We start from the raw sequence: 15,306 nt of genomic DNA, 5'->3' as shown, positions 1-15,306 counted from the left end.
AAGGACTTTGGATGAGCTAGCGTAATCTCTGTATCGCAGAAGGATCGTGAGGGACTGGTATCTTCAATGCGTGACCTCTTTCCTCATCCGGATGTTGGGAGAGTGTCGCTGCAGTCATTGAGTGCCGGGTTCGTTCAGGAAAGCCGGATCAGCTTGTTGTGTCAGTTCGCCATTGATTCACGTGAAACAGGCAACCCGTGACCGCCATCCCAACGATTCGGCTGCGGAACGGCGTGACTGGTTCTTTTCCCCGGTGGCGAGACTTGATAAAGAGGCGGTCCACGATTTCAGGACGGACCGGAAAACCCAATGGCAGACACGATCTTTGCGCTCTCCAGTGGAGCAGTCCCTTCGGGCGTTGCGGTGCTCCGGGTGTCCGGCCCCAAGACGAGGGGGATCGTCGAGGCGTTGGCAGGCAGGGTTCCGGAACCGCGCAAGACGATGCTGGCCAAGCTGCGTCACCCGGAAACGGGTGATGTGCTGGACGAGGCCCTGGTGCTTTATTTCGAAGGGCCTGCAAGCTTTACCGGAGAGGATGTTGCCGAGTTTCAGTGCCATGGTGGACGTGCCGTGGTCTCCGGTCTCCTGTCCGTGCTCTCCACGTTTCCTCAGTGCCGCCCGGCGGAAGCAGGCGAGTTCACCCGCCGCGCATTCGACCGCGGTCGGATGGATCTGACGGAGGTTGAGGGTCTGGCGGATCTCATTGCCGCGGAGACCGAGAGCCAGCGCAAGCAAGCGGTCCGTCAGATGGGAGGTGCTCTCGGCAAGCTCTATGACGATTGGCGCAAGCGCCTCATCCATATGCGGGCTATGATCGAGGCAGACTTTGATTTTGCCGATGAGGAGGATGTACCGGGCAGTGTCGCCGATGAGGTCTGGTCCGAAGCAAGGCAGCTTCATGCCGAGATCGCGGAGCATCTTGAAAAGTCTCGCAGCGGGGAGCGCCTGCGTTCAGGCCTCCAGGTGGTGCTCATGGGTGCGCCTAACGCCGGCAAGTCCAGTCTGCTGAATGCCATTGCCGGGCGGGAAGTTGCCATCGTCACCGAAGAAGCCGGCACGACCCGGGACGTCATCGAGGTTCATCTCGATTTGTCAGGTTATCCCGTGACCCTGGTCGATACTGCCGGACTGCGACAGACGGAAGGGGTGGTTGAGAAGGAAGGTATCCGCCGGGCAGAAGAACGGGGCCGGGGGGCAGACCTGATCCTGTGGGCCGTGGAGCCTGGCGGGGTGGAACATGATGATGCCGGTGCCGGTCTTCCGAGTGATCTGCGCAGCAGCGTGCCCGTCTGGACGGTTCGGACAAAGGCCGATCTTGAGACTCTTCCGAAACAAGACTCTTCCGGAACGACCCAGGAAATTGCTTGTTCCAGCAAAAGCGTGGAAGGTATGAACCCACTGTTTTTCCGTTTGACACGTTTTGCCGAGGAAACGATTTCCTTGGGGGAAGCGCCGCTGGCAACCCGGGAGCGGCACCGCCACTATCTCAATGACTGCCTGTCCGGGCTGAGGGCGGCCGTGGATATGGATCATCTTCCAGCCGAGCTTCGTGCAGAAGACCTGCGGAAGGCTGCTGACGCGCTAGGGCGGATCACTGGCAGGATCGATGTCGAGGATCTGCTCGATGTGATCTTCCGGGACTTCTGTATCGGCAAGTGATCTGTTTCACGTGAATCATGTCAGGCAGATTGCGGATCGATTCATATCCGGAACATGTTTCACGTGAATCAATTTCGCCATCCTGTCACTGATTTCGCCAGAGTGCGTCGACCGTCTTCCTCCTCAATGGAATTCCGCTTTGACCTTCAGTCGTGTCGCACGTATAAGTCTCGGCGAACAAGTGCCGGTCTGTGCGGCCTGTGATAGTCTGGCCAAGGCCGGAGATTGATCCCGAAAACCGAACCGGAAAGACCCGGACCTGAAGCTCTGCTGTCGGGTCTCGTGAGCGGTAGAGACTATGAACGAACTGGACCTGACATTCGACGTGGTGGTGATTGGTGGTGGTCACGCGGGCTGCGAAGCTGCGGCGGCTTCGGCACGCGCCGGAGCGGCAACCGCGCTTGTCACCCACCGCTTCGACACCATTGGCGTGATGTCCTGTAACCCGGCCATCGGTGGCTTGGGGAAGGGGCATCTCGTGCGCGAGATCGATGCGCTCGACGGGCTGATGGGACGGGTCGCTGACAAGGGTGGGATCCAGTTCCGTATGCTCAACCGGCGCAAGGGTCCTGCCGTGCGTGGACCCCGGGCCCAGGCGGATCGCAAGCTCTACCGTGAAGCGATGCAGCGCGAGATTGCTGCCGTTGAAGGTCTGAGTGTTGTCGAGGGGGAAGCGCACAAGATCCGGTTTGAGCGCGATGGCGAGACACGGTCCGTCTCCGGAATTGAGCTGGCCGATGGCCGGGTGATCAACTGCCGTGCCATCGTGCTGACGAGTGGCACGTTTCTTCGCGGGCTCATTCATATCGGCGACAGGAAAATCCCGGCGGGCCGGTCCGGTGAAGCTCCGGCGCTGGGGTTGTCTGAATCTCTCGAAGAGATCGGCTTCGATCTTGGCCGCCTTAAAACCGGTACGCCTGCGCGTCTGGACGGGCGGACCATCCATTGGGACAAGCTCGAAGAGCAGCCTGGCGATGAGGATCCTATCCCGTTTTCCACGCTGACGGACAAGATCGAGACACCCCAGATCCCGTGTCACATCACTCGCACGACGCCCGAGACCCATCGGATCATTCGTGAGAACCTGTCGCGCTCCGCGATGTATTCAGGTGAGATCAAGGGACGGGGACCGCGGTATTGCCCGTCTATCGAAGACAAGATCGTTCGATTTGGCGACAGGGACGGACACCAGATTTTCCTGGAACCGGAAGGACTGGACGATCACACCGTCTATCCGAATGGTATCTCCACCTCTCTGCCGGAAGATGCGCAGATAGCGTTTCTGAAGACCATTCCGGGTCTGGAAGATGTGGTGGTTCTGCAGCCCGGCTACGCAATCGAATATGACCATGTCGACCCGCGCGAGCTGCGCCCGACACTGGAAGCCAAGCGCTGTTCGGGTCTTTACCTGGCTGGCCAGATCAATGGCACGACCGGGTACGAGGAAGCAGGGGCCCAAGGTCTCATTGCTGGCCTCAATGCCGCACTCAAGGCTGCCGGCAAGGCGCCGTTCGTGGTGGACCGGTCTGAAGGTTATATCGGCGTGATGATCGACGACCTGATCACCAGAGGCATCACCGAGCCGTATCGGATGTTTACGTCCCGCGCTGAGTATCGGTTGTCTCTTCGGGCAGACAATGCCGATCAGCGTCTGACACCTCTGGGTCTTGCCATCGGTTGCGTGTCGGACACGCGGCGCGAAGCCTTCGAAACCAAGATGGCCAAGATCGCAGCGGCGCGGGAACTTCTGACGACTTTGACCGTGACACCGTCCGAAGCGCAGAAGAAGGGGTTGCCGGTGAACCAGGATGGTATTCGCCGGTCGGCTTTTGATCTGCTGTCTTATCCGAATGTCACCTTTGAAGGCCTGACCCAAATCTGGCCTGAGCTGAAGGATATCGATCCGGCGATTGCCGAACAGGTGGCGACGGACGCGCTTTATGCGGTTTACCTCGACCGTCAGATGGCTGACATCGAAGCCTTGAAGCGCGACGAAGCCTTGTCGATCCCCGATGGTTTCGATTACGAAGCGATCACCGGTCTTTCCAATGAAGTGCGTCAGAAACTGATCGACATTCGCCCGGCCACCCTTGGACAGGCGTCCCGAATGGACGGCATGACACCGGCCGCATTGACCCTGATCCTGTCGCATCTGAAGCGCCAGAGCCAGAAAGGCGCTGCCTGATGGGCCGTCCGGTGATGTTGAATACTTCTGGACAGGTTGTGCATAAGTATGGGGATGTTTCACGTGAAACGTTGGACAGGCTCCAGATCTATGTCGATCTCGTTCTGAAGTGGCAGCCCGCACAAAACCTGATCGCACCGTCAACAATCCCCGATATCTGGACGCGCCATGTGGCAGATAGCCTGCAAACCCAATGGAGTTATCCAGAGGCGCGCACATGGGTGGACATTGGCAGCGGCGGGGGATTTCCGGGTGTTGTCACGGCAATCCTCCTGGCCGATGAACCAGGTGCTCATGTGCACATGATCGAGAGCAATCAGCGCAAGGTCGCATTCCTCAGAACCGCTCTGCGGGAGACGGGATCCAGGGGCACGGTGCATCCGGGCCGGATCGAATCGGTTGCGAAAGATTGGAAATATGGCTCTGTGGACGCGGTGTCTGCACGGGCATTGGCTTCCCTTGACCTGCTTTTTCAGCTCTCCGAGCCGTTTACGGCGGCTGGAGCAAAGGCTGTTTTCCACAAAGGTCAGGATTTTCAGCGAGAAGTTAACGAAGCTACTGCCCGTTGGCAGTTCGACATGATAGAAAAAGACAGTCTTGTTGATCCAATGAGCCGGATGCTTCTTTTCTCAAATATTTCAGCCCGGCCGGAGTAGCCAGGAAGGTGTTGTAGCAATGAGCATGCTTCCCGAAATGCCGCGCGTTCTCGCGCTTGCGAACCAGAAGGGTGGGGTGGGCAAAACCACGACCGCCATCAACCTCGGCACGGCGCTTGCGGCGATTGGCGAAAAGGTTCTGGTAATTGATCTCGACCCGCAGGGCAACGCCTCTACGGGTCTGGGTATCGAACATCGTGACAGGGGTCTGTCGACCTACGAAGTTCTGAGTGGTGACTGCTCCCTGGCGGAGGCCGTGCGCGAGACCGCTGTCCAACGCCTCTGGGTGGCTCCGTCCACAATGGACTTGCTGGGTCTTGAACTGGAAATCGCCTCCACGGCCGATCGGGCGTTCCGCCTGCGCAGTGCCATCGAGAACCTGACCCATTCGCGTCTGTTCCAGGAAATCGGCTTTACCTATGTGCTGGTCGACTGTCCGCCGTCCCTGAACCTGCTGACGATCAACGCCCTGTCTGCATCGCACTCCATTCTGGTGCCGCTGCAGTGTGAGTTCTTCGCGCTTGAAGGTCTCAGCCAGTTGCTCAGCACGGTCGAGCAGGTCAAGAACGCGCTCAATCCTGAACTGAGCATTCATGGCATCGTTCTGACCATGTACGACAGCCGCAACAACCTCTCCAGCCAGGTGGTCGCCGACGTGCGCGAAACCATGGGTGATGCGGTTTACGAAACGATCATTCCGCGCAACGTTCGCATTTCGGAAGCGCCGTCCTACGGCAAGCCGGCGCTGCTTTACGATCTGAAATGCGCTGGCAGCCAGGCCTATCTGCGGCTGGCATCCGAGATCATTCAGCGCGAACGTGAATTGCGGCGCGTCGCGGCATAAGGCTGGATCGATTCGGCTCCGATCTGGCAAGTTTTGAGGCATGACGGCGGAAGAGGCACAGTCGCCATGCTATATCCTATTGAAATATAAAAAGAAAAAGGTGCGGTATGGCGGAAAGAGACGTCAAGAACAAGCGTTTGGGCCGTGGTTTGGCGGCGCTGATCGGGGATTCGGCTCCTGAAGCGGCCGCACCGCCGGAAAAGATCATTCGCGACTCCCGCAGGGTGCCGATCGAACATCTGGAGCCCAACCCGCGCAACCCGCGCAAGACCTTCACCGAGAAGGACCTGGCGGATCTTTCGGAATCGCTGAAGGCAAAAGGCATCGTTCAGCCGATCCTGGTGCGTCCGGCAGCAGGGAAGGCCAACCGCTTCGAGATCATCGCCGGTGAGCGCCGCTGGCGGGCCGCACAGCGGGCCGGGCTGCACGAAGCACCGATCATCATCCGCGACGTGACCGATCAGGAAGCGCTTGAGCTTGCCATCATCGAAAACGTGCAGCGCGCGGATCTCAATCCGATCGAAGAGGCGATGGGCTACGAGCAGCTCACAGCCGAATTCAGCTACAGCCAGGGCGAGCTCGCCAAGGTGATCGGCAAGAGCCGCAGCCACGTCGCCAACACGATGCGTCTGCTGAAGCTGCCGAATTCGGTGAAGGACTATCTGGCTGAAGGTCTGCTGACGGCCGGTCATGCGCGCGCATTGATCACGGTTGAAGATCCCGCGGCTCTGGCAGAGTTGATCGTGGAAAAGGGTCTGACGGTTCGTGATGCGGAAAAGCTCTCGCAGGATCCGGATGCCCTGGCCAAGATCACGGGCAAGAAAACACCGGGCGACAAGCCGCAGAAGGATGCCGACACCAAGGCATTGGAAAAACGCCTGACGGACACACTGGGCCTGAAGGTGACCGTTGGTCACAAGCCGGGCAAGGAAACCGGCGATCTCAAGATCAAATACACCTCACTCGAACAGCTTGACGAGCTGTGCAAGAAGCTGGGTGTCGAGACGCGCTAAGGTATTGATATTATTTTAAATATAGGAGCCGGAGCGAGTTGTGCTCCGGCTTTTTTTGTTCTGGTTTTGCCAGTCTGCAACCCCAGCACCCCTCATCCTGAGGAAGTGTGTCTGAGAACGCAAGAATACAGAGAGGCTCAGGGAGAGGAGCAGATGAGCGCGTTCTACCGCCGCTGCTGGCGGGCCCTGGCGGCGCGGCCGAGCTTGAGGAGGGCTTCGGAGAGGACGGGGACGCCGAGGGCATCGTTGAGGCGCGAAATGCGTGTGGCCTCGCTCAGGATGTCCATGGCACGTTCCAGGTCCGTCAGAGACCAGATTCGTAGCTGCTGGGTAAATCTTGGCTTCCGGGAGAAGAAGATTGGCGGGCGCTGCCCGTCGACAACGGCCTGGGCGTTTTTGCCTTGTTCGATATCGATTCGCATCCGATGCAAATGCTGGAAGTGCTTCAGGGTCTGGTTGGCGATCACGGAAGCCTTGGAGCCGGCTTCCGCAAGCCGTTCCAGCCCGTGGTCCAGCAAGGCAAGGTCGCCGGATGCTGCCGCGTCGATCAGTTCGGACATTTCGAAGGCCGATGCATCGCCGATGATGGCCTCGACGTCGTCGCTGTCGATCCGGCCCTTGTTGAGGGCATAGAGGCAGAGTTTTTTCAGTTCGCCGCGGCTGGCCATGCGGTCGCCGCCCAGCAGGCTGTGCAATGCTGCCCGGGCTTCCCGGGTAACCGATAGACCGGCTTCTCGGGTTTCCTCGTCTATCAATTGATCGATGCCCCGGTCATTATCGGCGTAACAGGGTAGGGCAACGGCGCGTTTGTGCGGCTCGATCAGCTTTCTGAGGCCAACGCCCTTCTTGATGTCACCGCCCTCGAGAACCACCAGCGTCTGCCAGTCGTCCTGCTTCAGAACCGGCTCCACCGCCGGATTGAGGTTGCGGGAGGAGGCATCCTTCACCCACACGATCCTGCGACCGCCAAACAGCGGAACGGTCAGAACTTCGTCGATGAGCCGATTCGGATCCGAACCAAGATCGGAGGCATCCAGCTTGACCAGATTGAACGGATCGCTTTCGCCTTCAGAGGCCTTGTTGACCAAACGGGCGGCACGCTCCGAAACAAGCCCGGTATCCGGACCGAAGATCAGAACGACGCCGCCAGCCTCCGGAGGATTGGCAACGAAACGGTCGATCTCCGCGGCTTTCAGGACGGTCACGGCCGTTTGCCTCCAGGGTCTTTGTTACGACTTGCTGGCAAAATAGCCGGCAATCCGGGCGGCGATATCGTCGGCAACGGCCTTGGCAACACGTTCCTGTGCATCGCGATAGGCACGGGTGTTGGCAAAACGCTGGTTGGAGAAGTCGTAGGAAGCGGACTTGAACGCCCGGCCGCTCATCAGCGTCTCGTCGGTCACCTGATCGCTCAGCACGAAGGTGGAGTTCATCGTGGTCGTGTAGGCGGACGGAACGTCGGAGAACTGCTCCACGCCCACTTCTGCGCTGCCGACGTCCATCAGCACCTTGAGACGGTACTTCTTGGCGCCCGACCCGGCGCCGCGTTCGAACCGGAAGGTCAGTTCGTTATAAAGGACACGCGCAGCATCGTTGTTGGCATACTGACTGGAGATGGACTCCAGTTCGATGGCTGCCAGTTCGCTTGCCACGGCAGAGGGTGCGGAGCCGAAGTCGCCGGTGCTGCTGCCATAGAGCGGGCGCACCTGACACCCGCCGAGGGTCACGACTGCCGCAAACCCGGCGCAAAGGGCGGCGCGCCGTAACGCGCCGCTGTTCAGGAAGAGGTTGTTAAACAACGACATTCACGATCCTTTGCGGTACCACGATGATCTTCTTCGGCGCCTTGCCTTCAAGAGCCTTCTTGACGGCGTCGAGGGCCAAGGTAGCCGCTTCGACCTCGTCTTTGGAAGCCTCTTTTGCAATCGTCAGTTCACCGCGTTTCTTTCCGTTGATCTGGATCGGATAGGTGACGGTGTCGTCGGACAGCAGAGCCTCGTCGGCCTGCGGCCAGCTTGCTTCCGAAATCAGATTGTCGTGGCCGAGAGCGGACCAGCATTCTTCTGCCAGATGCGGCATCATCGGAGCCATCATCTGTACCAGATAGTCGGCTGCTTCGCGCACGGCGTATTCGGTGCCGGCATCCGCTTCGCCTTCATTGAAGACCTTGCTGATGGTGTTGACCAGCTCATAGAGACGGGCCACGGCACGGTTGAAGCCGAGGCCTTCCAGATCTGCGGAAACGGCCGCCAGGGTCTTGTGGCTGGCGCGGCGCAGGTCAAGCGCCTTGCCGTCAACTTCCGGAGCCTTGCCGCCACGCGGTTCGGTCTTCTCGGCAATATCGCCGATCAGGCGCCAGACGCGCTGAACAAAACGCCAGGCGCCCTGCACGCCGTCCTCGGTCCAGATCACGTCCCGCTCGGGCGGGCTGTCGGACAGCATGAACCAGCGGGCGGTATCGGCGCCGTAGGTGTCGATGATGTCGGTCGGGTCGACGGTGTTCTTTTTCGACTTCGACATCTTCTCGATAGAGCCGATGGCAACGTCCTCACCGGTCTCGACGAGCACCGCACGGCGCTTGCCGTCGGCATCCTCGATGCGGATCTCGGACGGGGCGATCCAGCGGCCATTCGCACCTTCGCCGATGCGATAGGTCTCGTGGGTCACCATGCCCTGGGTAAACAGGCCCTTGAACGGTTCTTTCAGATCAAGCGCGCCCACCTTCTGCATCGCCCGCGTGAAGAAGCGGGAATAGAGCAGGTGAAGGATCGCATGCTCGATGCCGCCGATGTACTGGTCGACCGGCAGCCAGCCGTTGGCGGCTTCGGGGTCGGTCGGCTGGTCGCAGTCCGGAGCCGTGAAGCGGGCGAAATACCAGGAGCTGTCCACGAAGGTGTCCATGGTGTCGGTTTCGCGCCGGGCAGCCTTGCCGCATTTCGGGCAGGAGGTGTTGCGCCAGGTCGGGTGACGGTCGAGCGGGTTGCCCGGCTTGTCGAAATTGATGTCGTCCGGCAGCTGGACCGGCAGGTTCTCGTCCTTTTCCGGAACGACACCGCAATCGTCGCAATGAATGACCGGGATCGGGCAGCCCCAGTAGCGCTGACGCGAAATGCCCCAGTCGCGCAGGCGGTAGTTCACCTGGCGTTCGGCCTGCGGTGCTCCGTCGATGGTGATGGCTTCCAGCTTCTTTGCCACCGCTTCCTTGGCGTCCGGAATGGAGAGGCCGTTCAGGAAATCGGAGTTGAAGATGGTGCCGTCGTCGGTGAAGGCTTCGTCTGCCACATCGAAGGTTGCCGGATCAGCGTCCTTCGGCAGCACGACGGGCGTGACGGGCAGGCCGTACTTGCGGGCGAAGTCCAGATCGCGCTGGTCATGGGCCGGGCAGGCAAAGATCGCGCCGGTGCCGTAGTCCATCAGAATGAAGTTGGCGACATAGACGGGCAGCTCGATGGAGGCATCCAGCGGGTGCTTGACGCGCAAGCCGGTGTCGAGGCCTTTTTTCTCTGCTTTTTCAATTGCTTCTTCGGATGTACCGACGCGGCGGCATTCCTCGATGAAGGCTTTCAGCTCCGGATTGCTTTCCGCCAGCCTGGCCGAGATCGGATGATCCGGCGACAGGCCCATGAAGGAGGCGCCGAACAATGTGTCGGGCCGCGTGGTGAAGATTTCCAGCGTCTTGTCGCCGGTGGGGGCAGCTTCGGTAAACTCGAAGCGCACGCGCAGACCTTCGGAGCGGCCGATCCAGTTCTTCTGCATCAGGCGTACCTTGTCCGGCCAGCGGTCGAGCGTGTCGATCGCCTCCAGCAGGTCTTCCGAGTAATCGGAAATCTTGAAGAACCACTGGGTCAACTCTCGCTGTTCCACCAGCGCGCCGGAACGCCAGCCGCGGCCGTCGATCACCTGCTCGTTGGCCAGAACCGTCATGTCGACCGGGTCCCAGTTGACCTTGGCGTTCTTGCGGTAGACGAGACCGGCTTCCAGGAATTTCAGGAACAGGCGCTGCTGCTGGGTGTAATAGGCGACATCGCAGGTCGCGAATTCCCGGCTCCAGTCCAGCGACAGACCCATGATCTTGAGCTGGTCGCGCATGGTGGCGATGTTCTCATAGGTCCAGTCCTTGGGATGGACCTTGTTCTGCATGGCCGCGTTTTCCGCCGGCATGCCGAAAGCGTCCCAGCCCATCGGATGCAGGACGTTGAAGCCCTTGGCGCGTTTGTAACGGGCAACAACATCGCCCATGGCGTAGTTGCGCACGTGGCCCATGTGGATGCGGCCGGACGGATAGGGAAACATTTCAAGGACATAGTATTTGTCGCGGGGATCGTCGTTGTGGGTGACGAAGACGTCCTTGTCGTTCCAGACCTTTTGCCAGCGCGCTTCGACTTCGCGCGCATTGTACCGTTCCGTTGCCATCTATTGTGCCGTTTGTTCTTGCCGCCGGACCCGGCGGATTTCCTGAAAGATTGACTGCCGGACTGTCACCAGAAATCGCGTCCGGGGTCAACATGTGAGAAGAGATTGATCTTGCAGATGCCTGTTTATTTCGCAATGCGGCATTCGTAAAGCTGTCGGATGGCAGCTTCCGGCGTTGTTTCGTCCTCAAATGGGCCTCCGCGTCCGGGCATTCGGAAAGAGGTCTTGAGATTGAAGGGCGAGCGGGCATAAGAGAGGGAACGTCCGAACCGGCAGGGCGCCCGACAAATTGAAGGACCAACCGATGACCTCCGCAGCAGACCGACTGGCAAATGTTCAGGCAGATATCCGAAATGCCGAAGCCGAGTTCGGCAGGGCGCAGGGGTCGGTGACGCTGATCGCGGTTTCCAAGACGTTCGAGGCGGACGAGATCCGTCCGGTGCTGGAAGCGGGTCAACGGGTGTTCGGCGAGAACCGGGTGCAGGAAGCCATGCACAAGTGGCCCGGTCTGCGGGAGGATTTTGAAGGCATCGAACTGCATCTGATCGGCCCGCTGCAATCCAACAAGGCAAAGGAAGCGATCGCGACCTTTGATGTCGTGCACACGGTTGACCGGCCGAAAATCGCCAGGGCGCTGAAAGCCGAAATGGAAAAGCAGGGCAGGGATCTGCCGTGTTTCATACAGGTAAATACCGGAGAAGAGCCGCAAAAGGCAGGAATCGCGCCAAAGGATGTCGACGCCTTCGTGAAAGAATGCCGGGAAGACGTCGGGCTCAATATCGTCGGACTGATGTGCATTCCGCCGGTCAATGAAGCGTCGGGCGAACACTTTGCGCTTCTGGAAAAGATCGCCGCCCGCAATGGCCTTGAGAAGCTGTCCATGGGCATGTCTTCCGACTATCCGGTGGCGGTCGGCTTCGGTGCCACGCATGTGCGTGTCGGGTCGGCCATCTTCGGTTCGCGCGACTATACCTGATCAGAGGGCGCCGCCGCACAGTGCCGGAGTTTGCTTCGCGCCGCTGGCGCGAAGCGCTTGTCATATTCAATGAACTTGTTTCGAATTTACAAATAAAATCAAACAGATACTCAATTTGATTTTTCCGGTTCAAGCCCCAGAACTGCCCAAAATAGTTAAAAATGACGGCAGTTTGGCCGACCTGTGGCTGATCGTAATACTCAAACACAACATTGCCGCGAAGGTTTCAAAGAGCTGCCCTTTGCCGGTCGCGATCGGCCCGCAGTGTCTGTCTCGTTCCGGTTCGGCGGGTCGCAGGGGCCTGGCGAACGGACGGAACAACAGGTGGTTCCCACAGCCGAACGGCACAGGGAAGCCTGACAAGACCCAAACCATTGGAGGTCATATCATGTCCAAACGTCTTACTGCTGCTCTTCTGATCGGTGCCTTTACCGCGTCTTCCGCAGCGCTTGCCCAGGGCATGTCGTTCGAGGCGGTGGACCTCGATCAGGACGGTTACGTCACCTACGAGGAAATCGCGGCAGCCGTCCCGACCCTTTCCGAAGATGCATTCAATGCGGCCGATGCGAACCAGGACAGCTTCCTGGATCCGGACGAGTTCGCAACCGTCCAGCCGTAATCCGGCTTCGGGCGATCAAACCCCCCGTCGGCTGCATCTGCAGCCAGATCGTCCGAACAAGACCACCGCCGGTAAGGTCACGCCGGCGGTGGTTTTTTGTGATCGAAAGTGAGTTGCAGCCTTTCCGGCCAGACTGGCTTTAGTCCAGCCAGAAGTCTGGCGTCAGCAGCAGGATGCCTGCGAGAATTTCCAGCCGTCCGAGGATCATCTGAACCGCCAGGAACCACTTGGCGAGATCAGGCAGGGACTGAAATGTGCCCGACGGACCGATGGTTTCACCAACGCCCGGACCGACATTCGCAAGAGCCGTGATGGAGGCGCTGAGCGCCGTCTCGAGATCGAGACCAAGCATCATGTAGACCAGCGAAAAGGCCGCGAAGGCCCCGGCATAAAGAACCGCGAAGATCAGCACACCTTCCAGGACGGGGTTTGAAACGGCCCGGCCCTGGTATCTTGGCTCGACCACGCGGTGAGGGCGGATCATCCGCCGGAACAGGCCCTGGATGTAACTGCCGAGGATCGCGATCCGGAACATCTTGAAGCCGCCGGATGTGGAGCCGCTGCAACCGCCGAAGAACGTCAGCACGAAGAAAATCGCGATGACCGGCGGGCCGAACTGCAGGTAGTCGTTGGCGGCGTAGCCGGTGGTGGTGATCACCGAAACCACGTTGAAGACGGCGAACGTGAACATCTGGAACGGCGTGTCATGTCCGATGAACCGCTCGAACAGGAACACGCTGATCGAGGCTGCGGCGACAATGGCAAGCAGCAGCATGATCTGGACGTCCTTCACCCAATGCCGTCGCTCGATGCTGCGGATCAGATAAAGGAACGGCACGGCGGAGCCAAGCATGAACACCGAGGCGACCCAGTAGACGGCCAGACCGTCGAATTGGCCGAAGGACTGGTCGGACGTCGAAAAGCCGCCGGTCGAGACGGTGGTCATGGAGTGGATGACCGCTTCGAAGAAGGTCATTCCGCACAGCAGGTAAAGTGTGGCACAGCTCAGTGAAAGACCTGCATAAAGCGCCAGCAGCCGGTAGACGAAGGGGCCGACATGGCCATAGGGCTTGCTGGTGTTTTCCGAAGATTCCAGGGCAAAGAGCTGGCTGCCGCCAACGCGCAGGCCCGGCAGAAGCCAGATCCCGATGGCCACCACGCCGATGCCGCCAACCCATTGCAGCAGGGCTCGCCACAGCAGGATGCCGGGTGGCAGGGTGTCGAGACCGGTCAGGATCGTCGAACCGGTGGTTGTCAGGCCGGAGGCGGTTTCGAAAAAGGCATCGGTAAAGCTGATGCCGAGGCCGCTGAAGTAGAACGGGACGGCGCCGGCGAAGGAAAAGGCGAACCAGGCGGCATTGACGAACAGGATAGCTTCGCGGAAGTGGCCCGGCGGCCGCTCTCCCTGAAAGGCCATGGTCATCAGCAGGCCGGCCGTCCCCAGGACGAGAGCCGACACCAGAAAGACCTGCCAGTCCGAGTTTCTGGCGAACACATCCGCGATCCCGGGGACGATCATCAAAACTGAAATCAGGATGAGCAATCGTCCGATTGGCAACGCAATGGCGCGATAATTCATAGACTGGACGTCCGCAACGGTCGGCTGTCAGGACAGCAGGCGTGTGTGTCAAAAGACTTTCGTTATCTGCCTGTGCACCGCAAAAAGCAAGGCCGACGGGTTTTGGGCCCACCGAAGACCTTGAAGGGCGGGTTGGTGGTTCGCCGTTGGCACCATCGTCAAATATGCTTCTAAAACACACCTGTACGCCAGATCATGTTGACCGGACCGGGAGGCTTTGCCAGAGTGATTTCATAAATTTGGGAGGAAAACATGAAACCACTTACCTGGGCGCTTGGCGCAGCAATGGCGCTTGGCCTGGCAGCCGGTTCGGCGCAGGCCGCAGACACCACCTTGCGCATTTCGCTGCAATTGCCTCTGACGAGCCATCTCGGCCAGAATCTCCAGCTTTTCAAGGAAGAAGTCGAGAAAAACTCCAACGGTGACATTGCTGTGGAGATCTACGATTCCGCACAGCTCTACAAGGACAACGAGGTTCCGGCGGCGGTCGGCAGCGGCTCCATTGAAATGGGCGTCGCATCCCTGACCCGGTATGTCGGCGACATTCCCGCCGTCGACGTCTTCTATCAGCCGTTCCTGTTCGATACGGAAGAAAAGGTCCGTAAGGCTGTTGCCAAAGGCTCTCCCGTTCGCGGACCGCTGGACGAAGCGATCGCGGAAACCGGCTCGACCGTTTTGTGGTGGCAGGCTTACGGCGGCTCCATCATGCTGTCCAATGGTGCTCCGCTGAAAACGCCGGACGATCTGAAGGGCAAGAAGGTTCGTGTCTTCGGCAAGACCCTCGGTGATTTCGTCACCGTGGCCGGTGGCGCACCGACGCTGATTTCCGGTTCGGAGCAGTATCTCGCCTACCAGCGCGGTACGGTGGATGCCGGCATGACCGGTGTTTCCGGCGTGAAGTCTCGCAAGCTCTGGGAAGTGATGGACACGATCACCGTCACCAACAATGCGGATATCGAGTTTATCGTGGTGGTGAACTCGGATTTCTGGAACAGCCTGCCGGACGAGCACAAGAAGATCATCGAGGCTGCCGCCCTTAAGGCGGAAGCCGATGTGCGGGACCGCATGTCCCAGATCGAAGCCGAAGCTTACGAGATTTCGAAGCAGAACGGCATGACGGTCTACACTCCGACGGAGGAAGAAATGGCCGCCTGGAAGAGCGTCAGCCAGCCGGTCTATGAAAACTTCGTCGAAAAAGCAGGCCCGCTGGGCAAGCAGGTTCTCGAAGCCGCTCAGAAATTCTGACGGTCTGTGGATCATGAATGACGGGAGCGGCCGGGAGCAACCGGCCGCTCCGGGGCACGGATACCGGACCTCAGGTATCCTGCGCCGCCCGGACCTCACTTGCCGTTCCAAGTCCCG

Annotated in this window: 12 protein-coding genes; 8 read left to right on the top strand and 4 right to left on the bottom strand. The window is 59.6% G+C overall.

The genetic code is table 11. The features are described 5' to 3' along the window. The first annotated feature begins 309 nt into the window (after positions 1-309). The 5 genes from mnmE (at position 310) to SIAM614_RS18445 (ending at position 6,357) form a co-directional block, all read left to right on the top strand. Positions 310-1,659 (top strand): tRNA uridine-5-carboxymethylaminomethyl(34) synthesis GTPase MnmE, encoded by a 1,350-nt coding sequence (mnmE, locus tag SIAM614_RS18465; protein ID WP_006936899.1) that lies wholly within the window; start codon positions 310-312, stop codon positions 1,657-1,659. 298 nt (positions 1,660-1,957) lie between these two features. After that, complete coding sequence (gene mnmG, locus SIAM614_RS18460) at positions 1,958-3,844, top strand: tRNA uridine-5-carboxymethylaminomethyl(34) synthesis enzyme MnmG (RefSeq protein ID WP_006936898.1); 1,887 nt, start codon at positions 1,958-1,960, stop codon at positions 3,842-3,844. Positions 3,845-3,858: 14 nt separating this feature from the next. Beyond that, positions 3,859-4,500, top strand: a complete 642-nt coding sequence (gene rsmG, locus SIAM614_RS18455; RefSeq protein ID WP_040440586.1) for a 16S rRNA (guanine(527)-N(7))-methyltransferase RsmG — start codon at positions 3,859-3,861, stop codon at positions 4,498-4,500. Positions 4,501-4,519: 19 nt separating this feature from the next. Further along, complete coding sequence (locus tag SIAM614_RS18450; protein ID WP_006936896.1) at positions 4,520-5,344, top strand: ParA family protein; 825 nt, start codon at positions 4,520-4,522, stop codon at positions 5,342-5,344. A 107-nt stretch (positions 5,345-5,451) separates the two neighbouring features. Beyond that, the gene (locus SIAM614_RS18445) at positions 5,452-6,357 is read left to right on the top strand and encodes a ParB/RepB/Spo0J family partition protein (RefSeq protein WP_006936895.1); all 906 of its coding nucleotides are present in this window, start codon (positions 5,452-5,454) and stop codon (positions 6,355-6,357) included. A gap of 164 nt (positions 6,358-6,521) precedes the next feature. Here SIAM614_RS18445 and holA read toward each other — a convergent pair whose 3' ends face one another. The 3 genes from holA to leuS are packed head-to-tail and all read right to left on the bottom strand — an operon-like array spanning position 6,522 to position 10,770. Next, a complete protein-coding gene (gene holA / locus SIAM614_RS18440) occupies positions 6,522-7,562 on the bottom strand; it encodes a DNA polymerase III subunit delta (protein ID WP_006936894.1) in 1,041 nt (346 codons plus the stop codon). 24 nt (positions 7,563-7,586) lie between these two features. Beyond that, positions 7,587-8,162, bottom strand: coding sequence for an LPS assembly lipoprotein LptE (gene lptE / locus SIAM614_RS18435; protein ID WP_040440561.1), 576 nt, complete (start codon positions 8,160-8,162; stop codon positions 7,587-7,589). Next, positions 8,149-10,770 carry a leucine--tRNA ligase gene (gene leuS / locus SIAM614_RS18430; protein WP_006936892.1) on the bottom strand — a complete coding sequence of 874 codons (2,622 nt, stop codon included), beginning with the start codon at positions 10,768-10,770 and terminating at the stop codon, positions 8,149-8,151. The genes lptE and leuS overlap by 14 nt, the downstream gene beginning before the upstream one ends. 304 nt (positions 10,771-11,074) lie before the next feature. On the opposite strand from leuS, the gene SIAM614_RS18425 reads away from it, so the two are divergent. Both SIAM614_RS18425 and SIAM614_RS32070 read left to right on the top strand, forming a co-directional pair. Then, positions 11,075-11,746, top strand: a complete 672-nt coding sequence (locus SIAM614_RS18425) for a YggS family pyridoxal phosphate-dependent enzyme (RefSeq protein WP_006936891.1) — start codon at positions 11,075-11,077, stop codon at positions 11,744-11,746. Between the two features lie 388 nt (positions 11,747-12,134). After that, a complete protein-coding gene (locus tag SIAM614_RS32070) occupies positions 12,135-12,365 on the top strand; it encodes an EF-hand domain-containing protein (RefSeq protein ID WP_157139943.1) in 231 nt (76 codons plus the stop codon). A 139-nt stretch (positions 12,366-12,504) separates the two neighbouring features. Here the strand turns inward: SIAM614_RS32070 and SIAM614_RS18415 are convergent, their stop codons facing one another. Then, complete coding sequence (locus SIAM614_RS18415) at positions 12,505-13,944, bottom strand: TrkH family potassium uptake protein (protein ID WP_040440560.1); 1,440 nt, start codon at positions 13,942-13,944, stop codon at positions 12,505-12,507. A 252-nt stretch (positions 13,945-14,196) separates the two neighbouring features. Between SIAM614_RS18415 and SIAM614_RS18410 the strand changes: the two genes are divergently transcribed. After that, positions 14,197-15,189, top strand: a complete 993-nt coding sequence (locus SIAM614_RS18410) for a TRAP transporter substrate-binding protein (RefSeq protein ID WP_006936886.1) — start codon at positions 14,197-14,199, stop codon at positions 15,187-15,189. Positions 15,190-15,306: the final 117 nt, after the last annotated feature.

This window comes from Roseibium aggregatum IAM 12614, from assembly GCF_000168975.1.
Lineage (GTDB): Bacteria > Pseudomonadota > Alphaproteobacteria > Rhizobiales > Stappiaceae > Roseibium > Roseibium aggregatum.
Note: the sequence above shows the minus strand (reverse complement) of the source record. Positions and strands in the feature narration are given on the sequence as shown.